At 46.0% G+C, this 19,707-nt stretch carries 21 protein-coding genes; 15 read left to right on the forward strand and 6 right to left on the reverse strand.

Going from position 1 to position 19,707, the window contains the following annotated elements; all coding sequences use genetic code 11:
• Window positions 1-32 precede the first annotated feature (32 nt).
• Entirely contained in the window at window positions 33-926 is an 894-nt protein-coding gene (locus HGH90_RS16710; protein ID WP_168737005.1) for an FKBP-type peptidyl-prolyl cis-trans isomerase, read from the forward strand.
• A gap of 79 nt (window positions 927-1,005) precedes the next feature.
• Here HGH90_RS16710 and HGH90_RS16715 read toward each other — a convergent pair whose 3' ends face one another.
• Together HGH90_RS16715 and folP are read right to left on the reverse strand one after the other, a co-directional pair.
• Window positions 1,006-1,818 (reverse strand): diadenylate cyclase, encoded by an 813-nt coding sequence (locus HGH90_RS16715; protein WP_168763138.1) that lies wholly within the window; start codon window positions 1,816-1,818, stop codon window positions 1,006-1,008.
• Between the two features lie 25 nt (window positions 1,819-1,843).
• The gene (gene folP, locus HGH90_RS16720; RefSeq protein ID WP_248277024.1) at window positions 1,844-2,707 is read right to left on the reverse strand and encodes a dihydropteroate synthase; all 864 of its coding nucleotides are present in this window, start codon (window positions 2,705-2,707) and stop codon (window positions 1,844-1,846) included.
• Between the two features lie 243 nt (window positions 2,708-2,950).
• On the opposite strand from folP, the gene HGH90_RS16725 reads away from it, so the two are divergent.
• From HGH90_RS16725 to HGH90_RS16750, 6 genes are all read left to right on the forward strand, one after another.
• Entirely contained in the window at window positions 2,951-4,030 is a 1,080-nt protein-coding gene (locus HGH90_RS16725; RefSeq protein ID WP_169191588.1) for a BT_3928 family protein, read from the forward strand.
• An 18-nt stretch (window positions 4,031-4,048) separates the two neighbouring features.
• Window positions 4,049-5,104: an ABC transporter permease gene (locus HGH90_RS16730; RefSeq protein WP_169191589.1), complete on the forward strand. Its 1,056-nt coding sequence runs from the start codon at window positions 4,049-4,051 to the stop codon at window positions 5,102-5,104.
• A gap of 132 nt (window positions 5,105-5,236) precedes the next feature.
• Window positions 5,237-5,752, forward strand: a complete 516-nt coding sequence (locus HGH90_RS16735) for an RNA polymerase sigma factor (protein ID WP_168763141.1) — start codon at window positions 5,237-5,239, stop codon at window positions 5,750-5,752.
• Window positions 5,742-6,233: a hypothetical protein gene (locus HGH90_RS16740; protein ID WP_168763142.1), complete on the forward strand. Its 492-nt coding sequence runs from the start codon at window positions 5,742-5,744 to the stop codon at window positions 6,231-6,233. Before HGH90_RS16735 ends, HGH90_RS16740 begins: the two co-directional genes overlap by 11 nt.
• 34 nt (window positions 6,234-6,267) lie before the next feature.
• Window positions 6,268-6,789: a DUF4252 domain-containing protein gene (locus HGH90_RS16745; protein WP_145666498.1), complete on the forward strand. Its 522-nt coding sequence runs from the start codon at window positions 6,268-6,270 to the stop codon at window positions 6,787-6,789.
• Between the two features lie 15 nt (window positions 6,790-6,804).
• Window positions 6,805-7,302 carry a DUF4252 domain-containing protein gene (locus HGH90_RS16750; protein ID WP_169191590.1) on the forward strand — a complete coding sequence of 166 codons (498 nt, stop codon included), beginning with the start codon at window positions 6,805-6,807 and terminating at the stop codon, window positions 7,300-7,302.
• 7 nt (window positions 7,303-7,309) lie between these two features.
• Here the strand turns inward: HGH90_RS16750 and HGH90_RS16755 are convergent, their stop codons facing one another.
• A complete protein-coding gene (locus HGH90_RS16755; protein WP_145666492.1) occupies window positions 7,310-7,597 on the reverse strand; it encodes a DUF721 domain-containing protein in 288 nt (95 codons plus the stop codon).
• Between the two features lie 48 nt (window positions 7,598-7,645).
• Complete coding sequence (gene recF, locus HGH90_RS16760; protein WP_168763144.1) at window positions 7,646-8,725, reverse strand: DNA replication/repair protein RecF; 1,080 nt, start codon at window positions 8,723-8,725, stop codon at window positions 7,646-7,648.
• A gap of 210 nt (window positions 8,726-8,935) precedes the next feature.
• On the opposite strand from recF, the gene pdhA reads away from it, so the two are divergent.
• The 6 genes from pdhA (at window position 8,936) to HGH90_RS16790 (ending at window position 13,360) form a co-directional block, all read left to right on the forward strand.
• A complete protein-coding gene (gene pdhA / locus HGH90_RS16765) occupies window positions 8,936-9,946 on the forward strand; it encodes a pyruvate dehydrogenase (acetyl-transferring) E1 component subunit alpha (RefSeq protein ID WP_317166150.1) in 1,011 nt (336 codons plus the stop codon).
• Between the two features lie 146 nt (window positions 9,947-10,092).
• Window positions 10,093-10,791, forward strand: a complete 699-nt coding sequence (locus HGH90_RS16770) for a tetratricopeptide repeat protein (protein ID WP_168763145.1) — start codon at window positions 10,093-10,095, stop codon at window positions 10,789-10,791.
• Window positions 10,792-10,851: 60 nt separating this feature from the next.
• Window positions 10,852-11,352 carry a 6,7-dimethyl-8-ribityllumazine synthase gene (gene ribH, locus HGH90_RS16775; RefSeq protein ID WP_168763146.1) on the forward strand — a complete coding sequence of 167 codons (501 nt, stop codon included), beginning with the start codon at window positions 10,852-10,854 and terminating at the stop codon, window positions 11,350-11,352.
• 10 nt (window positions 11,353-11,362) lie between these two features.
• On the forward strand, window positions 11,363-12,082 hold the full coding sequence (locus tag HGH90_RS16780) for a (Fe-S)-binding protein (RefSeq protein ID WP_168763147.1): 720 nt from the start codon (window positions 11,363-11,365) through the stop codon (window positions 12,080-12,082).
• Window positions 12,083-12,118: 36 nt separating this feature from the next.
• On the forward strand, window positions 12,119-12,532 hold the full coding sequence (locus tag HGH90_RS16785; protein ID WP_168763148.1) for an EVE domain-containing protein: 414 nt from the start codon (window positions 12,119-12,121) through the stop codon (window positions 12,530-12,532).
• 150 nt (window positions 12,533-12,682) lie between these two features.
• Complete coding sequence (locus tag HGH90_RS16790) at window positions 12,683-13,360, forward strand: SIR2 family NAD-dependent protein deacylase (RefSeq protein WP_168763149.1); 678 nt, start codon at window positions 12,683-12,685, stop codon at window positions 13,358-13,360.
• 85 nt (window positions 13,361-13,445) lie between these two features.
• Here HGH90_RS16790 and HGH90_RS16795 read toward each other — a convergent pair whose 3' ends face one another.
• Window positions 13,446-14,768: a saccharopine dehydrogenase C-terminal domain-containing protein gene (locus HGH90_RS16795; RefSeq protein ID WP_168763150.1), complete on the reverse strand. Its 1,323-nt coding sequence runs from the start codon at window positions 14,766-14,768 to the stop codon at window positions 13,446-13,448.
• Between the two features lie 422 nt (window positions 14,769-15,190).
• On the opposite strand from HGH90_RS16795, the gene gyrA reads away from it, so the two are divergent.
• Both gyrA and HGH90_RS16805 read left to right on the forward strand, forming a co-directional pair.
• Window positions 15,191-17,785, forward strand: a complete 2,595-nt coding sequence (gyrA, locus tag HGH90_RS16800; RefSeq protein WP_169191591.1) for a DNA gyrase subunit A — start codon at window positions 15,191-15,193, stop codon at window positions 17,783-17,785.
• A gap of 156 nt (window positions 17,786-17,941) precedes the next feature.
• A complete protein-coding gene (locus HGH90_RS16805; protein ID WP_168763152.1) occupies window positions 17,942-19,201 on the forward strand; it encodes a tetratricopeptide repeat protein in 1,260 nt (419 codons plus the stop codon).
• Between the two features lie 230 nt (window positions 19,202-19,431).
• Here the strand turns inward: HGH90_RS16805 and HGH90_RS16810 are convergent, their stop codons facing one another.
• A complete protein-coding gene (locus HGH90_RS16810) occupies window positions 19,432-19,644 on the reverse strand; it encodes a hypothetical protein (protein ID WP_168762522.1) in 213 nt (70 codons plus the stop codon).
• Window positions 19,645-19,707: the final 63 nt, after the last annotated feature.

The raw sequence follows: 19,707 nt of genomic DNA on the forward strand, positions 1-19,707 counted from the left end.
ATTAAAGTATTTCAACCTACTAATACAATCAAATGAAAAAACACAATCAGTTATTAGTTGCAACCGCAGCACTCGGCTTATTCGTAGCCAGTTGCGGTACAGGTGTTAAAAAAACACCGGGCGGTATTGAGTATATCGTTCACAAATCCGGCAGCGGAGCACAACTGAAATTGGGCGATACCGCCCTGTTGAACGTTACCCAGCGTATCAATGATTCCTTGCTGGGCGATTCCCGTAAAATGGTAGGCGCACCCATCCCCGTACTCGTGGCTAAAGCACAAAACAAGTACGACCTGATGGAAGGCATTGCCCTCCTCCATGAAGGCGACAGCGCTACTTTCGTTATTCCATGGGATTCATTACCAGCGCAGGAACGTCCTCCATTTGGTAAGAAAGGTGATAAGCTGAAAATCACTTTCGCGGTTGAAGGAAAATATTCAGCAGCAGCTCAGAAAGAGAAAGACGAAAAACTCATTAAAGAGTACCTGGAGAAAAACAAAATCAACGCTACTAAAAACGCAGAAGGCGTATACGTAGCAGTTACCCAGGAAGGTACTGGCGGCACCCCTAATCCAGGTGATACCGTTTACGTACATTACACTGGTAAACTCACCACCGGTAAAGTATTCGATTCCAGCCAGGACTCAACCATGCGTCCAGGCATGCCTTTAGAGCCAATTAAATTCCCTATCGGCCGTGGTTTCGTTATCAAAGGATGGGATGCAGGTTTAAGCGGTCTGAAAAAAGGCTCCAAAGCTACCCTGGTAATTCCTTCTGTCCTGGCTTATGGCCTGCAGGGAAGTCCCCCGGTAATTCCTAGCAACTCTATCCTCGTTTTCGACGTACAGTTGGTAGATATTAAACCAGGTGCACCAGCACCAGCTGCTCCTGTAGCACCAGCTGCGCCAGCGCCGGTTAAAAAATAAATTACCCGATCGTAATAAAGAAGGGCCCCCGCATCAGCGAGGGCCCTTCTTTATATCATATACTAATGCTGCCCCCTTATCAGGCGTAGCCATCTATCAATACTTCGTATAATTTCACCTTCAGGTCTTCCAGCGACACATCCTGGGTCAGCACCCCATCCATAGCATAGGAAACTGTGCCCCGCTCTTCCGATACTATAATCGCCAGGTTATCGCTATGCTCGGTAATGCCCACTGCCGAACGATGTCTTAATCCAATACGGGTAGGCAAATTCGGATTTTCTGATACCGGTAGTATTACCTTGGCCGCCAGGATCTTATTCCCTACTATGATTAACGCCCCATCGTGCAGCGGACTATGCTTTTCAAAAATGCTCTCTATCAGCTTGGCACTTACATTCCCATCAATTGGAATACTGGAGGCAGAATCGAACTTTACACGATAAGTAGTTGCAATCACCATCAACGCCCCGGTAAACGTACTTTGCATACGGCTTACCGCCACGATGATTTCGTTAATGATATTTTCTTCTTCCTTATAACTTTTAAACTTATCAGGCAGGAATAACTTAGTAAAAAAACTATCCTTGCTCAAAGGTGTCTTCTTACCCAGCACCAGCAAGAACTTCCGGATCTCCGGCTGAAAAATAATAATGATAGCGATAATCCCGACATTGATAAAGTTTTGCAGGATACTGGTCAAAATAGGCATTGATAACGCCCTGACCAGGAAATAGGCGGCATATACCATTAACAGACCTACGAAAATATTAAACGCAAGACTGCCCTTTAATAAACGGTATAATTGAATAATTAAAAAAATAACAATCAGCAGGTCCAAAACATTTAGCCAGCGAAACTCAACTCCATAAAACTGTATAACTTCCTTCATAATTGTAAAAATAGTAAGATAAGATTTAACGGCCCCTCATTTTCTCTGTGATCTTTATCGCTTCTACCGCCGCTTTAACATCGTGCACCCGCAAGATATGGGTGCCCTGCTGCAAGGCAATGGTATTCAATACCGTGGTGCCATTCAGCGCTTCCACCGGAGTAACGCCCAGTAACTTATATATCATCGACTTGCGCGAAATCCCCGTCAGCACCGGTACACCCAATATATCCCTGAAAAGATGCAGCTTGCCCAGCAGGGTATAATTGTGATCCAGGGTTTTACCAAAACCAAACCCCGGGTCTGCAATAAAATCTTTTATCCCGGCAGCCCGGCACTCAGCCAGTTTCCGTTGCAGGTAATCCAACACCTCCGCCACTACGTCTTCATACTGTGGATTATGCTGCATGGTAGCGGGCTTCCCCTGCATGTGCATGGCGATATATGGCACCTGTAATTGACCGACGGTTGGGATCATGGCCGCATCCAGGTCCCCCGCACTGACATCGTTAATAATAGAAGCGCCCGCAAGTACGGCCTTTTCCGCTACGGAAGCATACCAGGTGTCAATGGAAATGATCGCCTTCGGATAGCTGTTCAAGATCGCATGGATGGCGGGAATTAAGCGATGTATTTCTTCGTCGGCGCCTACCACCGTGGCGCCCGGGCGGGTACTCTGTGCCCCCAGATCCAGTATAGCGGCGCCTTCTTCCAGGTGCTGCTGCACCTTGTCCATTACCTGGTGTAGCTGATGCATTCGGTTACCTTCATAAAAGGAATCATCCGTTACATTAATAATACCCATCACCACAGGTGCTGCCAGGGACAATAGTTGCCCCCTGCAATTAATAGCCAGTGAATGATGCATATGGATATGGTGCGGTGTCATGTGATAGCATTGAATGGTGAGTGAGCAGGTTTTACCTCCCGGTTAATCATATAGTTCCAGCCTTTTAGCTGAAATTCTTTATTTTGCCTGCAAATCTAAGGAGGAAAATCAATCATTTTCGAATTTAGGGATTTCGATGTTTATTTCAGCAAGAGATTTGCATGGGTTACGCTCATCACTTTCTAATACAGGTAAATCAGGATAGTCCTTAACTTCACCATTACTTAACCATTAAACTATTTTATGAAGATTATCCTTAACCTGTTACGCATCATCGTAGGGGTACTGTTCATCTTTTCGGGGCTTATTAAAGCAAACGACCCACTGGGCCTCAGTTATAAGATGGACGAATTCTTTGAAGTACTGCACCTCACTTTCCTGTCGCCTTACTCACTGGCATTTTCCGTGGTGATGAATGCCTTTGAGATCATTGCCGGCGTGGCCGTGCTCGTGGGATACCGCATGCGCATCTTTTCTGTACTTTTACTGCTGCTGATTATCTTCTTCACCTTCCTCACGGCTTTTGCACTGTTTAGCGGAACTATCCGCGAATGTGGTTGCTTCGGCGACTGTATCAAATTAACACCGGTAGAAACCTTCTGGAAAGATGTGATCCTGCTGCTGATGATCCTGGTGATCTTCTTTTACCGCAAAAAAATACTGCCGGTGAAACGGGCAGCCCTGGTATTTATCCTGTCCGTATTATTATCCTTTGGCGTACAGGCGTATACGTTAAAACACCTGCCTATATTCGATTGCCTGCCTTATAAAGTGGGAAACAATATTCCCGAAAAGATGAAATTGCCGCCAGGTGCTACGCCCGACGTATATGAGATGGTGTTCATCTACGAAAAAGACGGGCAGAAGAAAGAGTTTACAGCCGATAACTATCCCTGGTCCGACAGTACCTGGAAGTTTGTAGACCGGAAGGATAAACTGGTGAAGAAAGGAAATGCCGAACCTGCCATCAAGGATTTTATCCTGACCGACCTCGATGGGGTGAATCAAACGGAGGCCGTATTGTCGGCCGACAAACCCGTTTACCTGTTCCTGGTACAGAACGTTCAGCACGCAGGCAGCGGCTGGGATGCTAAGATGAAAGCCCTGCAGGCCAAATGGAAGAACCAGGAGATATTAATATATGGTGTCACCGCTTCTACCAAAGATGAAATAGCCGCCTTTAAGCAACAACATGAACTGGAGTTTCCTTTTGTGCAAATGGACGGTGTGGCGATTAAAACCGCAGGCAGGAGTAACCCTTGCCTAATGTTGCTCAATAAAGGCACCATTAAAGGGAAATGGCATTATAATGATATCCCCTGAGATAAAAACTGAATAGTGATGCTGCGTTTCATGCTCCGTAAAACAGCTTATGGATTACTCGTACTACTCGGCGTAGTGGTGCTGGTATTTTTCCTGTTCAATGTACTGCCCGGTGATCCCGCACGGCTTACATTGGGGCAGCGGGCAGACGTAGCCTCCCTGGAAAATGTAAGGAAAGAATTGCACCTCGACCAGCCGGTAGGGGTGCAGTTTGGGTATTATCTGAATGATTTGTTACCCATAGGCGTACATACCGTCACTGAAGCAAAAGAGAACTTGCATTATATAACGGTAGCGCATATATCAATAAATAAGATCCTGGTCCTCAAAACGCCTTACCTGCGCCGGTCGTACCAGGGAAAAAAGCAGGTATGGGATATCTTGCTGGAAGCCTTACCCGGTACCTTATTATTGGCGGTAGCCGCCATGTTGTTTGCTACCGTGGTAGGATTGGCACTTGGAGTTCAATCTGCCGTGAAACAAAATACCTGGATGGACACCGGGGCGGTATTTGCAAGCGTAGCAGGGATTTCAGCCCCCTCATTTTTTGCCGGTATTGTATTGGCTTACCTTTTCGGCTTTGTACTCAGCGACTATACCGGGCTGCATATGACCGGCAGCCTGTTTGATGTAGATCCGTTTAAAGGCAGGATACTCAACCTGCGTAATCTTATTTTACCCGCCATCACATTGGGCATCCGCCCACTGGCAATCATTGTGCAGCTCACCCGCAGCGCCATGCTGGATGTACTGCACCAGGACTTTATCCGTACAGCCTATGCCAAGGGCCTTTCCAAACCGGCCGTCATCTGGCGCCATGCGCTGCCCAATGCCTTAAACCCAGTGATTACGGCCATCACCGGCTGGTTCGCGGAATTGCTGGCCGGCGCTTTTTTCGTAGAATATATCTTTGGATGGAAGGGCATCGGCAAAGTAACGGTAGATGCCCTCGACAAATTTGACTTCCCTGTCGTAATGGGAGCCATCCTCTTTACCGCAGGCATCTTCGTCATAGTGAACCTCCTGGCCGATCTGCTCTACACGCTGATAGATCCCAGGATAAAACTGGATTAACCGGCTAACAGCATCATTATCAATCCTATAGATAGGATCAACGAAAAAAAATAATCACTCCGGATATTTTTTTCAAAATCGCTGTAACATCTTTTTTTTACAATCGTCTTCTTCTCAAACGCATTATTCTGCATGTCACTCGAAAGATTTCTCACACAGGTGGTCCCCGTCCGGCAAAAGCTTTACCGCTTTGCATTCCGCCTGTTGGGCAATGAGGAAGACGCACAGGATATTACACAAGATGCGCTGATGAAGGTATGGAGCATGCAGGAAAAGATGGTGGAACTGCAAAACATGGAAGCCTGGTGCATGCGTATTACCCGCAACCTGGCGCTGGATAAAATCAAGTCGCGGAAATACCGCTTGTCAGACGACCTGGACAGGGCAGGAGAAGTGCCTGCTATACACCAGCAAAGCCCTCATGCAGCAGCCGAACAAAATGACGTAATGGGAAAAGTACATGTAGCGATCAACGCCCTGCCCGAGAAATACCGCACTATCCTCCAACTGAGAGATATAGACGGTCTTTCTTACCAGGAAATCGCCGACGTACTGGATATAGACATGAATGACGTAAAAGTGAATTTGCACCGTGCCCGTAAATCAGTACGGGAGAAACTACAAAACCTGCAGGTATATGGATTATAAATGGATCAGCGATTTGCTGGAAAAGTACTGGGAGGGGGAAACTACCCTGGAGGAGGAAGCAATGCTCCGTGATTTTTTCAGTGTACCACACGCAGACTTGCCTGAAGCATTACAGGAGGCAGCGCCGTTATTCCAGTATTTTAACGTGGAAGCGGCAAAAGATTGGGACGTACCCCCGGTTATGCTGCCGGTAACCACCCCGGTGGTGAAACTGTCGCCGCTGCGTCACTGGATGAAGTATGCAGCAGTTGCCCTAGTGGCGGTAGGCATCGGGTATGCCCTGAAGCAGCAGCAGGTACGTAAGCAGGATGCGGCTATTGCCCTGCGGCAGCAGGAGATGAACGACCCGCAGAAAGCCCTCGATGAAACGAAGAAAGCGCTGCAGCTGCTGGCGAGGAACCTGAATAAAGGCACTGCCAAAATGCAGAAGCTGGCCTACTTCAATGAAGCCACCTCACTGGTAGAAGGAAAGAATGACTAATGGCTATTATAAAACCTGATATAAATATTGAGAAATGAAACGATTCCTGTTTTTATTGATGGCGATCTTTGCCAGCTTCCATGGGTCAGCCCAGCAGGGAAGCGCTATAGACCGCTTCTTTCAGCGGTATGAGAACGACCGGAACTTTACGCTGGTCAGTATTACGCCCAAAATGTTCAGCATGTTTGCTAAGGTGGATGCCGGCGACCCGGATGCCAAGAACCTGATGCGGGTTATCCAGAAACTAAGAGGACTGCGTATCCTCGCGAAGGAAAGTACCAAAGATGGTCCCCGCCTTTATAAAGAAGCAGCGGCTTTCCTGGGAGGCGATTTCGAAGAACTGATGACGCTCCGCGACAAGGACAGCGACCTGAAGTTCATGGTAAAAGAAAACGCCAAAGGCAATATCAATGAGCTGGTCATGCTGGTAGGCAGTTCCACCGAATTTCTGGCTATGAGCCTGGTCGGCGACATCGACCTCAATGAGATTTCCCAGATTGCCGGGTCTGTTAATATACAGGGCATGGACAAACTAAAAAACATCAAGAAAAAGTAACTAAAACATTTACCCATGAAAGCATTCATTATTGCAGGCTGCTGTTTATTAGCTGCGGTAGCTGTAAAGGCCCAGGACCGCTCCCTGCGCGAGTTTCGCAACAAATACCGCCACTGCTCCGAGGTACGTACCATTAGTGTAGGCGGCTTCGCGATGCGACTGGCAGGCTTTTGCCTCTCGTTTTCAGATGATTCCAAAGACATGAAAGGGGTGATGAGAGGGATACAAAAGGCAAAGGTATACACGATTACTAACGTTAACGGCAATACGGTCAATAGCCAGGACATTGCTGACCTGAAAAGTAACCTGCTACGCAACGATCATTTCGACGAATTGATGGATGTGAGAGATAAAGGCAGCCGGGTACATATCCTGAATAAAGGAACCGACGATGAATTGGGTAAGGTAGTGATGCTGATACAGGATGAGAGCGACTTTGTGATCGTGAATTTACAAACAACCCTGAAAATGTCTGATATTAATACGTTGATCCGTCAGTTTGCATCCAACTGATCTCTTTTTACCTGATCATCACGTCTTTAACAATGCTTTCTCCAAGCATTTCATTTACCAGCTTGATGATCTTATCTTTAGAATAAGTTAACTCCTGCTTTAGTGGCGCCACTGTTGTAGTAACAATCAATTTACCGTCTATCAGCTGAATGCTCTGTGTATACCGGGCAATTGTTTTCCCCATAATCTGTTCCCAATTTTCCTGGATGCGCACCTCCGTGAGACGGGGTTTCATCCTGCTCTTATTCATAAATTCCCGGAGTGCATCTCCTATACTGGTAGTTCCATGACGCATGGTGCAAAGGTAGTAAATTTTAGAGCGGCATGCCGCAAAGAATATACGTTAGATGGCAATGAGCTGGATTTCCCCGGCGGTAGCCGCAAATGCTTGTTGCAGCCGTTCTGCATGAGTATCTGTTATAAATACCTGTCCATATTGATCGCCTGCCACCAGCGCAATTAACCGCTGTACCCTTTCCTGGTCCAGTTTTTCAAACACATCATCCAATAGCAGCAGCGGCGGAAAATTTTTATGTTGCCGTAGTATTTCAAATTGTGCCAGTTTCAACGCAAATAAAAAGCTTTTGCGCTGCCCCTGGGATGCGCTGGTTTTCATCAGGTGGCCGTCCAGGAGGAAGAGCAGATCGTCGCGGTGAATACCGGTGCTGGTGCGCTGTAATTGCATGTCGCGGTACCGGGCCTTGTGCAGCTGCGCCGCATAGGGCTCTTCCTGCAGCGTACACTGGTATTGTATGTTCACCACTTCATGGGTGCCGGCAATATAATCGTACAGCTGCTGCACTTTGGGAATAAATGTCCGGAGAAAAGCCTGGCGCGTTTCGTACACGGGTACGCCATGCAAGACCAGCTGCAGGTCGAACACATCCAGCAGCTGGTCTTGCTGCTGGCCGGTGGTCGCCATATTTTTCAGTAACGTATTGCGCTGTAATAATATTTTCTGATAAATGATCAGGTGGTCCAGGTAGTCGGGATAGAGCTGCGACAGGAGGCTATCAAGCCATTTGCGTCTTTCTTCGCTGCCTCCCAGGATAATGTCTGCATCATCAGGGGCGATCATCACCGCCGGAAAATGCCCGATATGCCGGGAAAACCGGTCATATTTATCGTCATTGAGGGAGATCTCCTTTTTACCATCTTTCACCGTACATACAATTTTTTCGGCCTGCCCGTTTTTTTCCAGGAGGCCCTCCAGGCGGAAGCCGTTGGTTTGATACCGGGTATTCTGAGTGTCGCTGCTGGTAAAATAGCTGCGGGTGAAGCAAAGATAGTAGATGGCGTCTAACAGGTTGGTTTTACCGGCGCCATTTCTGCCCGTAATGCCAACAATGCGGTGTTGGAACGAAAAGCTGGCCTGCTGGTAGTTTTTGAACTGGACGAGTGATATTTTATTTATATAAAGCAAAGAAAAAAGTTATGCGTAATTAATAATATGCGAAAATAATCCACTTTATAAGTGATAAAAAACCGCGCTAATGGGAACTTCCCTGTGATTCAGGTGCAATTAAATGCAAAACTGTTTGAAATTGATCAATTTGCATAATTTAATGGGAATTAGAATTGATATTTATATTTTACGATTTTCCTGTTATATTTGCGAACAAATTTAGAAAGAGTGCAAACTAAAACAGACGTGAAGACGAAATTCACCAAAGAGACATATCTGTACTGGTATGAATTGATGCTTTTGCTGCGCCGCTTTGAAGAAAAGACAGGCCAATTGTACGGGATGCAAAAAATCCGTGGTTTTTGTCATTTGTACATAGGACAGGAAGCAATAGCTGCTGGTGCGATTACAGCTACCAAGCCGGAGGATAAATTCATCACAGCTTATCGTGATCATGCGCTGGCAATTGCTAAGGGAATTTCAGCGAAGGCTTGTATGGCAGAACTGTATGGTAAAGCAACCGGTTGTTCGAAAGGAAAGGGAGGCAGTATGCACTTTTTCTCGAAAGAGCACGGGTTCTTTGGCGGCCATGGTATTGTGGGAGCCCAGATAGGCACAGGCGCTGGTCTGGCCCTGGCAGAGCAATATACCGGAACAGACAACGTAGTGTTGTGTTTCTTCGGTGATGGCGCTGCCCGTCAGGGTATTCTCCATGAAACTTTCAACATGGCGATGACCTGGAAACTCCCGGTTATTTTCATTTGCGAAAACAACATGTACGCCATGGGTACTTCCGTAGAACGTACCTCCAACGTATTGGACATCTATAAATTAGCAGATGCGTATGAAATGCCGGCCGATTCTATCGACGGTATGAGTTGCGAAGCAGTACATGATGGTATCGAAAGAGCCGTAAAACGCGCCCGTGAAAATGGCGGACCTACCTTGCTCGAAATCAAAACGTACCGCTACCGTGGTCACTCTATGAGCGATCCGGCGAAATATCGGACCAAAGAAGAACTGGAAGAGTACAAAGAGAAAGATCCGATCAACGAAGTACTGAGAGTTATCCAGAAAAATAAATGGGCTACTGAAGCAGAAATTGAAGCAATCAATGAACGCGTAAAAGCAGAAGTTGAAGAATGCGTAACTTTTGCAGAAGAGTCTCCATGGCCAAGCGATGATGAGCTCCTGAAAGACGTTTACGTACAGGAAGACTATCCATTTATCGTTGACTAAGCATATTAGGGTTAGTATTTTGCCCGGTAACCAATACGGCGAAGAGGATGTATAATGCTCTTCGCTGTATTGGCTAAAGGAAACACTAATAACTGAGCCGTTCGTTACCTATTAAATAATCAAGCAAATCACAATTACACCTTACAATGGCAGAAACTAAAGATAAAGCCACCACGCCTCAACCTACTAAAGATTTTGACCTGGAAGCATCCATGCACCGGGCAGAAGATTTCTTCTTTAAAAACAAGAACGTTATTTCTATCGCAGTATTAGCTGTGGTGGTGGTAGTAGGCGGTTTCTTCGCCTATAACCGTTTTGTTAAACAGCCAAACGAAACCAAAGCACAGGAAATGGTATTCCATGCGCAGAACTATTTTGCCGTGGATTCCTTCAAACTGGCGCTGAATGGTGACGGTAATAATTATGGTTTTTTACAGGTAGCGGAAAAATACGGCAGCACTAAGGCAGGTAACCTCGCCAAATACAGTGCAGGCGTTTGTTATATCCACCTGGGTGAATTCCAGAAAGGTATCGACATGCTGAATTCCTTTAGCTCTAACGACTTACTGTTGCAGCCTACTGCTTACGGTTTGATCGGAGATGCTTACATGGAAATGAATAAAACTGCAGAGGGTATTGAAGCTTACAAAAAAGCAGCTCACTACAATGATAATGAACTGACTTCTCCTGTTTACCTGTTCCGCGCCGGTCAGGCCCTGGAAAAAGCAGGTAAGGCACAGGAAGCCATCACCATCTACAAAGAAATTAAAGAGAAATTCCCACTGACCAACGAAGGTCGTGAAATGGATAAGTACCTGGCTAGACTGGGTGACGTAAAGAACTAATATTACAACTGGCTGTTAGTGTACATCACTGACAGCCAGCTGTTTTTAAAGCGGAAAAATATGTCTGAGCATAATAAGAGCTTACTTAACGACGCTGGCATTCTCAACCTGGAGGATGCCAGTGTTGTTATGGTGTATACCGAATGGAATGCTGCCATCGTCAATGAACTGGTAGCCGGCTGTGAAAAAGCCCTGGATCAGTACCAGGTGACAAGGTCAGAGAAGATCATTGTACCTGGCGCATTTGAATTACCTTACGCCTGCAGGCAATATTGGGAAACTACCAAAGGCACAGGTAAACAGCCTGGCGCTATTATTGCTTTCGGTTGCGTGATCCGCGGCGAAACGCCACATTTCGACTATGTGTGTAAAGCCGTAACAGAAGGTATCCTGCAATTGAACCTTCAGTTACCTGTTCCTGTTATATTTGGAATTCTGACAGTGGATAATGAACAGCAGGCACTCGACAGGCTGGGAGGCGCTCACGGCCACAAGGGAGAGGAAGCAGCCATCACCGCCCTGAAGATGATTGCCCTGCAACGGAAATTGGCTAAAAGCTGAAACTAACAAGATGAATGTACAGTTATTTATACCGTGTTTTGTAGACCAGTTGTTTCCCGAAACAGCCTTTAATATGGTGAAAGTGTTGGAGAAACTCGGTTGTAATGTAATGTATAACACGGAGCAAACCTGTTGCGGCCAGCCGGCATATAATGCGGGCTACCAGGATGAATGCCGCACCATTGCTACCAAGTTTGTAAAAGATTTCAAAACCTTCGATTACATTGTTGCCCCAAGTGGTTCCTGTACAGGGTTTGTTCGCAATTACTATGGTAAATTGTTTGACAATTCTGCCGCGCATAACGATGTGAAACTGCTGAAGAAAAACTTGTTCGAGTTCACTGAATTCCTCACGGATGTATTGCACGTTACCGACCTGGGAGCTACTCTTAATGGCGTAGGCACCTATCATGATGCCTGCGGCGCCCTGCGCGAATGCGGTATCAAGGAAGGCCCCCGCAAACTATTGGAAAAAGTAAGGGGACTGGAACTGAAAGAGATGAACGACTGTGAAACCTGTTGCGGATTTGGAGGCACGTTTGCGGTGAAGTTTGAACCCATTTCCATGGGGATGGGAGAACAAAAAGTAAACAATGCGGTGAACAGCGGCGCTGACTACTTGATTTCTACAGATCTGTCTTGCCTGATGCACCTGGATGGCTATATCCGTAAACATGGCACCAATATTAAAGTGATGCACATCGCCGATGTACTGGCCAGTGGCTGGTAACCCGGCATATCCTCAAACCTGAAAACTGAATGCAATATGAATTATTGGCTGGTGAAGTCAGAACCGTTTAAGTACTCCTGGGAACAGTTTGTAAAAGACAAGGTTACTTTCTGGGACGGCGTGCGTAACTACCAGGCGCGTAATAACCTCAAAGGCATGAAAAAGGGCGACCAGGTGTTGTTCTACCACAGTAATGAAGGATTGGAGGTTGTAGGTCTGGCAACGGTAGCAAAAGAAGCTTACCAGGACCCTACCACACCGGATCCTAATTGGGTAGTAGTAGATCTGAAGCCGCTGAAACCTTTCAAACAATTCGTTACACTGGCACAGATGAAAGCGGAAAAAAAGCTGGCGAACTTCTCGTTGATCCGCCAGGGCCGCTTGTCGGTATGTGATGTAAAGCCAGAAGAATTTGAAGTGATTATGGAGATGGGAGGCATGAAGAAATAATCGTTTTTACTGTAATATAGTGCCGCGGGTGTATCAATGTTTTGATACACCCGCGGTCGTTGTAGCCCGCTGTAAGGGTTTTCTTCTTATATTTATAGAGCAACAGAATTTATTTTAACCCCAATAACGTAAACCAATAAACGAAAAAACATGAAACCAAGATTAGTGGTGCTGACCGGAGCCGGCATCAGCGCAGAAAGTGGCCTCCGGACCTTTAGAGATACCGATGGATTATGGGAAGGCTATGATGTATATGAAGTGGCTTCTCCTAAAGGATGGCAAAAGAATCCCGCCCTTGTCCAGGACTTTTACAATGGCCGCCGGAAAGATGTGAAAGCGGCGCTCCCTAATGCTGCACATACAGGCCTGGCCAGGCTGGAAGAAAAATACGACGTGTGCGTGATCACCCAGAACATCGACGACTTGCATGAGCGTGGCGGATCAACACGGGTACTGCATTTGCATGGAGAGATTTTCAAGATGCGCAGCGTGAGTAACGAGGAGTTGATCTACGATATCTACGAGGATATACAAATGGGAGATGTAGCGGAAGACGGAGGGCAGCTGCGCCCGCACATTGTTTGGTTTGGCGAAGCCGTACCTATGATAGAACCTGCGTTGATGGAAGTACGCCGTGCCGATATTTTTGTAGTGATAGGCACGTCGCTGCAGGTGTATCCCGCGGCTAACCTGCTAAATTATGTAAGGACGCATGTGCCGGTGTATATTATTGACCGCAAAATACCACTTGTAGAAGGGGCAGCTAACCTGCACCGGATTGAGAAGCCAGCTACAGAAGGAGTGCTGGAACTATTAAGTATTTTATAAAATGAAAAACCTCCCCGCATAAAGGGGAGGTATCACAAGTCCTTGGGTGCCCGATAGAGTCCGTCATAGGAAAACAATAACGTTGCTATTCAAAGCTTTCCTCAAATCTTATATCGTAATCTTCTAATTCTTTCAGAACGGGGTTGTAAATTTCCGGCATTACCGGAATATGAAGTCCTGTCAAAGTAATTTTCTCCTGTAACAACAGTTTGGCCATAATACCCAGTGGAAGTCCTACTGTTTTAGCCATGGCGGTGTGAATATTATCTTCACCCTGAACAATCATGTAGCTGAGCATCCTAGTGGCCATATTGCGCCGCTCGAATTCAATTTCATGCATCATTACAATCATGTCTTTGTCGGCTGGCTCCATTCTGAGTTTAAACTCAACCAGGAACTGGAGTATCTCCGCATTGGTTTTCTCCCCTAAATTTATAACATCTGGGCTTAATAAGCCGAGAAATTTTAGCTGACGGATTACTTTTGATTTGGTGCTAACTCCCAGGAACTGCGCCAGGTTCTCTTCAGTGCTGCCGGATTGTTCGGGAACAAGGCGGGTAGCCCAGCCGATATAGGTGAGCCGATCTGTCGCAATTTTATGACTATCTTCCGTGAGGCCCAACTTTATCAGGGCATTCCAGCCTTCGCAGAAGTCGGGAAACCGGAGGGTAGCCCGCATGAAGGTGGCGAGCTCGGTGAGCTTATATTCCTCCATGTAGGAAAGGGAATCGCGGTTAGGATAAAAGGCCAGTTTACCCAGCCCCGGTACGTAGATCGTTTTGGTGTGGTCGAACAGTTGCTCGTAGGAGAGTTCCTTTACCTTGCCTTTTTCTTTGTACGTGGCGCCGGAGCTGCCTGCCAACACGATGTTACGTGCATTCCAGGATACTTTGTACTGCCAGGGATTATCGTTGCTGTCGGGTGATATCAATCCCCCGCAGTAGGATTTAAACGAAAAGATCTGGCCGCCTTTTTTCTCAATAGAATGAATGAGTTTCATGGCCGACATATGGTCAATACCGGGGTCCAGTCCCATTTCGTACATAAACAGCAGTCCCGCATTTTCTATATCCGCTTGCAGTTTACGCACTTCAGGATCTATGTAGGAGGCGGTCAGTAAGTTCTTTTTGGCTTCCAGGCAATCCCTGGCGACTAAAATATGAAGAGTGGGAGGCAATAGGGAGATAACGAGATCGGTTTCCCTGATAAGTTGTAACCTGGCAGCCTGGTCGTTTATATCCAGTGCTACCGGGGTAGCATAATATGACTTTCCTGTTTTAGACTTGATAAGAGACAGGTCGTGATCTGCAACAGTCAGATGCCATTTTTGTCTGGGCGCATTGGTTAAGAGATAATCGATCAGACTCGTGGCCGATTTCCCGGCGCCAAACAACAAAATATTCTTCATAGTTTTTGTCGAAAAATGATTAAGAATCAGGGGAATAACAGTGCTTTTGATACTAATGTTCGAATTTTTAGGCCAATTCGGATTTGTTCTTATTATATATATGTTTTCCGTTGATTCGATGTATTGATTATCAGGACCTTAAAGACAAATACTTTGCCAATATTTATATTCTGATATATTAAACGGGTTTAACATATAGCAGATAAATTAAAAATCGCGCGTCTTCTTTATAACAAAAAAGCGCTATAAATAGTTGTCATTCATGAGGCAATTTAGCTATATATCGATATTGCCATATAAGCGGTAATCCCTATGGCCTTTTTTATTCACATTTCTTGATTTTTAGGCTCAAATAAGGGCTGAAATGGCTATATTTGCCTTTATCTGTTTTGAGCAGAAAAAACTGTAAATCAACACACAAAATGACAGAGCATACGGAAAATCAGCAGGAAGGGAGAATTGTCCAGATAAATATCGAGGAACAAATGAAAACGGCCTACATAGATTATTCTATGTCCGTGATCGTAGGCCGAGCCTTGCCCGATGTGAGAGATGGTTTGAAACCTGTACACCGCCGCGTTCTATTCGGAATGAATGAACTGGGCAATCACAGTAACAAGCCTTACAAGAAATCAGCGCGTGTGGTCGGTGAAGTAATGGGTAAGTATCACCCGCACGGGGATGCTTCCATTTACGACACCATTGTACGTCTGGCGCAGCCCTGGAGCATGCGTTATCCCATGGTGGATGGCCAGGGTAACTTCGGTTCGGTAGATGGCGATATGCCTGCAGCGATGCGTTATACGGAAATCCGTTTGCAGAAGATTGCGGAGGCTATGCTGGAAGACATCGACAAGGAAACAGTAGATTTCACCAACAACTTCGACGATACCCTCGAAGAGCCTACTGTACTGCCTACCCGTATTCCTAACCTGCTCGTAAACGGTGCCTCCGGTATCGCCGTAGGTATGGCCACCAACATCATGCCCCACAACCTCGGTGAGGTGGTGGATGGCGCCATAGCCTATGTTGACAACCGCGACATCACGATCGACGAACTGGTAAAACATGTAAAGGCGCCCGACTTTCCGACAGGGGGTGTTATTTATGGTTTTGAGGGCGTAAAACAAGGATTTGAAACCGGTAGAGGCAGGGTAGTGGTAAGAGGTAAAATCACCTCAGAAACTGCTAAAAATGGCCGCGAAAAGTTGGTGATCTATGAACTGCCTTACCAGATCAATAAAGCGGTACTTCACCAGAAGATTGCACAACTGGTAAACGATAAAATCATTGAAGGTATCTCCGATGTAAGGGACGAAAGTGACCGCGAAGGAATGCGCCTGGTAATTGATCTGAAAAGGGAAGCCATTTCCAGCGTGATCATCAACCAGTTATTTAAATATTCTGAACTGCAAACATCTTACGGTATCAATAACGTGGCGCTGGTGAAAGGCCGGCCGCGTATCCTGAACCTGAAAGATATGATTGCAGAGTTCATCGACTTCCGTCATGAGGTAGTAGTAAGAAGAACCAAGTTCGACTTACGCAAGGCAGAAGAAAAAGCACATATCCTGGCAGGTTACCTGATAGCCCTGGATCACCTGGACCAGGTAATCGCCCTCATCCGCGCTGCAGCTACACCTGAAATAGCGAAAGACGGACTGATGTCTGAATTCGGCTTGTCTGAAATACAATCTAAAGCGATACTGGAATTGCGTTTACAACGTTTAACCGGTATGGAACGCGATAAGATCCGCGCAGAGTACGACGATATCATGAAGTTGATCGCTTACCTGAAAGAAGTACTGGGAGATGAGTCGCTGCGTATGAAGATTATCAAGGAAGAACTGGAAGAGGTAAAGAAGAAATACGGAGACGAGCGTAAAACTGAAATCCAGTACCTGGCCAGTGAAATGAGAATTGAAGATATCATCGCAGAAGAAGATGTGGTGATCACCATTTCTCACCTGGGTTATATTAAACGTACTTCTGCTTACGATTACCGTCAGCAGAAACGTGGTGGCCGTGGCGCTATTGGTGGCAAAACCCGCGACGAGGACTATATTGAGCACCTCTTTGTGGCATCTACCCACCATACTATGCTGTTCTTCACAGAAAAAGGCCGCTGCTACTGGCTGAAGGTCTATGAAATTCCGGATGGAGAGAAGAGTGGAAAAGGCCGTGCAATCCAGAACATGATCCAGCTGCCGGCAGATGATAAGATCCGCGCTATCATCGATATTAAAGACCTGGGCGACAAAGACTTCATCAATAACCATTATATCGTTCTCTGTACCAAGAAAGGTATCATCAAGAAGACGCTGGTGGAAGAATTCTCCCGCCCCCGTCAGAACGGTGTGAATGCCATTACGGTAAATGAAGGCGACCAGCTGCTGGAAGCCCGTCTCACTACCGGCGACAGCCAGATTATGATGGCTATCCAGAGCGGACGCGCTATCAGATTCCCTGAAGCCACCGTACGCGACACGGGCCGTGGCGCCATTGGCGTAAGAGGAATTGAGGTCGACAGCGACAATGACGAAGTGGTTGGTATGGTTTGTGTGAATAAGGACGACGAGCAGAAAACCATCCTGGTGGTTTCTGAGAAAGGGTTCGGAAAGCGTACCAATATTGAGGAATATCGTATTACCAATCGTGGTGGTAAAGGAGTGAAAACCATTAACATCACCGAGAAAACGGGTAACCTGATCGCTATCCTGGACGTAGAAGAAAAACAGGATCTGATGATCACCTGCAAATCCGGTATTACCATCCGCATGGCGGTAGCAGATATCCGTGAAGCAGGCCGCGCTACCCAGGGCGTTCGTCTGATCCGTTTGGACGACAGTGATGAAATCGCCGCTGTAGCACGCCTGGACGAACAGGAAGAGCCCGAAACGGAAGAAGGAGCGGAAGGCATAGAAGGCGCCGATGCTTCTACCACCAACGGCAGTGATAATACTACTGCAGAAAACAATGATGCAGCAGAAAATACCACCGGCGAATCAGCAGAATAATTAAGATCAAGATACAGGCAACAGCTCTCTAAAGGAGCTGTTGTTTTTTCCTGATAAAAAAATAGGGCCAGCTATAGTGGTAACGCCGTGTCTGGTTGTATATATTATCAGAGCACCATACTCTTATTGTAATCAGCAACTAAAAAAAACAAAAGCATGAAAAAATTATTGGTATCTCTTCTCTTTTGCACGGCCGGTGTATCGGTAATGGCGCAACGGGCAAAAGTTAGCAGTGCGGATGAGAACCTGAAGAAGCAGGACCTGGAAAAAGCCAAAGCGGACATCGACGCAGCATTGCAGAACGATAAAACCAAAGGCGACGCTAAAACATGGCTGGTGGATGGTAAAATCCTCGAGGCAATGGGTACCAAGCAGAAGAACCCAGCCCTGGCTGATGAAGCATTTTCTGCCTTCAAAAAAGCCCTGGAAATAGATCCTAAAATGAAAGAGGCGGTACTGGAAATGAACCAGCCCTTATTCAACGTATATGCTACCATTGCTAACGCCGGTTATGCCAACCTGAACGAACAGAAATGGGATTCTTCACTAATCCATTTCAAAAAAGCTTTTGAAGTAGCTGATTTCTATAACAGCAAAAACCTGGGTGGCTCTATCCCTACAGATACTGCCCTGACTTTTTATGTAGGATACGCCGCTAACATGGCAGGTAAAAAAGATGATGCCTTCACTTACCTGAAAAAAGCTGCCGACCTGCAATTCAAAGGCGAACCAGCACTTTACGTAATCCTGGGTCAACTGTACGAAGAAAAAGGCGACCAGGCTAACTGGCTGAAAACCATCGAACAGGCGAAAGTACTGTTCCCTAAGGATAAACGCTTCAACGATATGGAAATGGCATTCTACAGCAAAACCGGTAAAACCAACGAGTTACTCGGAATGCTGGAAAAGAAAATCGCTGAAAATCCTAATGATGAAGCCGCTGTGCTGGACTACGCTATTCGTGTAGACAATCTGGCTAATCCCCGTGACGATAAAGGTAATGATGCGCCTAAACCAGCTAACTATGAAGAGCTGATGGGTAAAGCAGAAGCAGCTTATAAGAAAGCAATTGAAATGAATCCTGCTGATGCTACTGCTAATTTCCAGCTGGGTGCACTGTATTTCAACCGCGCAGTTGTTTTCAACAAAGAACTGAATGGCCTGGATAGCAAGCAACAAACTTCTGCTAAAGCAAAAGAATTGCAAGGTAAAGTGGAAGGTTTAATGAACCAGGCATTACCTTTCTTTGAAAAGGCAGATGCAGGCTTCACTGCTAAAGCCAGCAGCCTGGAAGCCAGCGACAAGCAGACTTATGAAAGCTGCCTGTATGCTTTACAAAAAATCTATGCTATTAAAAACAACAATGCTAAAGTAGAAGAAGTGAAAAAGAAACTGGACGGATTAGGCCAGAAATAATTGCTTCTTTAATAGATATCATTGAAAAGAGTCCCGCCATATCGGCGGGATTTTTTTTGTACACAAAGAAGCTAAGGTGCAAAGCCGCAAAGAAATTTATAAGCTCCTAAAGAACCTATGTTTTGACAAATTGCCTTTTGGGCTTTGCTCCTTAGCTTCTTTGTGTACAAAAGAAATCCCGTTGGCCAGAGACCAACGGGACTAATAACTCAAACGCTGTATAGCTTAAATTAGCCTTTCTTTTCAGCTGGTTTAGCAGCAGGTTTAGCAGCTTTCTTAGCAGGTTTAGCAGCTTTTTTAGTTGTATCAGCAGCAGGTTTTGCTTCAGCTTTAGCTTCAGTTTTAGCTTTTTCTTTTTTTGCAGGTTTAGCAGCTGGAGCTTGTGCAAAAGAAGCAGCAGAAATGCTCATTACTACTACAGCGGCGATCAGGCTTTTTTTCATGATAATTGTCTTTTAGAATGATTAGATTAAGAATGTTGTTTGTTGATTTGTATAGTAAAAATA

The organism is Chitinophaga sp. Ak27, from assembly GCF_012726295.1.
GTDB lineage: Bacteria > Bacteroidota > Bacteroidia > Chitinophagales > Chitinophagaceae > Chitinophaga.

What these genes read in the sequence shown, in the direction of transcription:
- HGH90_RS16710 (WP_168737005.1), top strand. Translation starts at nt 33, where the DNA reads ATGAAAAAACACAATCAGTTATTAGTTGCAACCGCAGCACTCGGCTTA.
- HGH90_RS16715 (WP_168763138.1), bottom strand. Translation starts at nt 1,818, where the DNA reads ATGAAGGAAGTTATACAGTTTTATGGAGTTGAGTTTCGCTGGCTAAAT.
- folP (WP_248277024.1), bottom strand. Translation starts at nt 2,707, where the DNA reads ATGACACCGCACCATATCCATATGCATCATTCACTGGCTATTAATTGC.
- HGH90_RS16725 (WP_169191588.1), top strand. Translation starts at nt 2,951, where the DNA reads ATGAAGATTATCCTTAACCTGTTACGCATCATCGTAGGGGTACTGTTC.
- HGH90_RS16730 (WP_169191589.1), top strand. Translation starts at nt 4,049, where the DNA reads ATGCTGCGTTTCATGCTCCGTAAAACAGCTTATGGATTACTCGTACTA.
- HGH90_RS16735 (WP_168763141.1), top strand. Translation starts at nt 5,237, where the DNA reads ATGTCACTCGAAAGATTTCTCACACAGGTGGTCCCCGTCCGGCAAAAG.
- HGH90_RS16740 (WP_168763142.1), top strand. Translation starts at nt 5,742, where the DNA reads ATGGATTATAAATGGATCAGCGATTTGCTGGAAAAGTACTGGGAGGGG.
- HGH90_RS16745 (WP_145666498.1), top strand. Translation starts at nt 6,268, where the DNA reads ATGAAACGATTCCTGTTTTTATTGATGGCGATCTTTGCCAGCTTCCAT.
- HGH90_RS16750 (WP_169191590.1), top strand. Translation starts at nt 6,805, where the DNA reads ATGAAAGCATTCATTATTGCAGGCTGCTGTTTATTAGCTGCGGTAGCT.
- HGH90_RS16755 (WP_145666492.1), bottom strand. Translation starts at nt 7,597, where the DNA reads ATGCGTCATGGAACTACCAGTATAGGAGATGCACTCCGGGAATTTATG.
- HGH90_RS16770 (WP_168763145.1), top strand. Translation starts at nt 10,093, where the DNA reads ATGGCAGAAACTAAAGATAAAGCCACCACGCCTCAACCTACTAAAGAT.
- ribH (WP_168763146.1), top strand. Translation starts at nt 10,852, where the DNA reads ATGTCTGAGCATAATAAGAGCTTACTTAACGACGCTGGCATTCTCAAC.
- HGH90_RS16780 (WP_168763147.1), top strand. Translation starts at nt 11,363, where the DNA reads ATGAATGTACAGTTATTTATACCGTGTTTTGTAGACCAGTTGTTTCCC.
- HGH90_RS16785 (WP_168763148.1), top strand. Translation starts at nt 12,119, where the DNA reads ATGAATTATTGGCTGGTGAAGTCAGAACCGTTTAAGTACTCCTGGGAA.
- HGH90_RS16790 (WP_168763149.1), top strand. Translation starts at nt 12,683, where the DNA reads ATGAAACCAAGATTAGTGGTGCTGACCGGAGCCGGCATCAGCGCAGAA.
- HGH90_RS16795 (WP_168763150.1), bottom strand. Translation starts at nt 14,768, where the DNA reads ATGAAGAATATTTTGTTGTTTGGCGCCGGGAAATCGGCCACGAGTCTG.
- gyrA (WP_169191591.1), top strand. Translation starts at nt 15,191, where the DNA reads ATGACAGAGCATACGGAAAATCAGCAGGAAGGGAGAATTGTCCAGATA.
- HGH90_RS16805 (WP_168763152.1), top strand. Translation starts at nt 17,942, where the DNA reads ATGAAAAAATTATTGGTATCTCTTCTCTTTTGCACGGCCGGTGTATCG.
- HGH90_RS16810 (WP_168762522.1), bottom strand. Translation starts at nt 19,644, where the DNA reads ATGAAAAAAAGCCTGATCGCCGCTGTAGTAGTAATGAGCATTTCTGCT.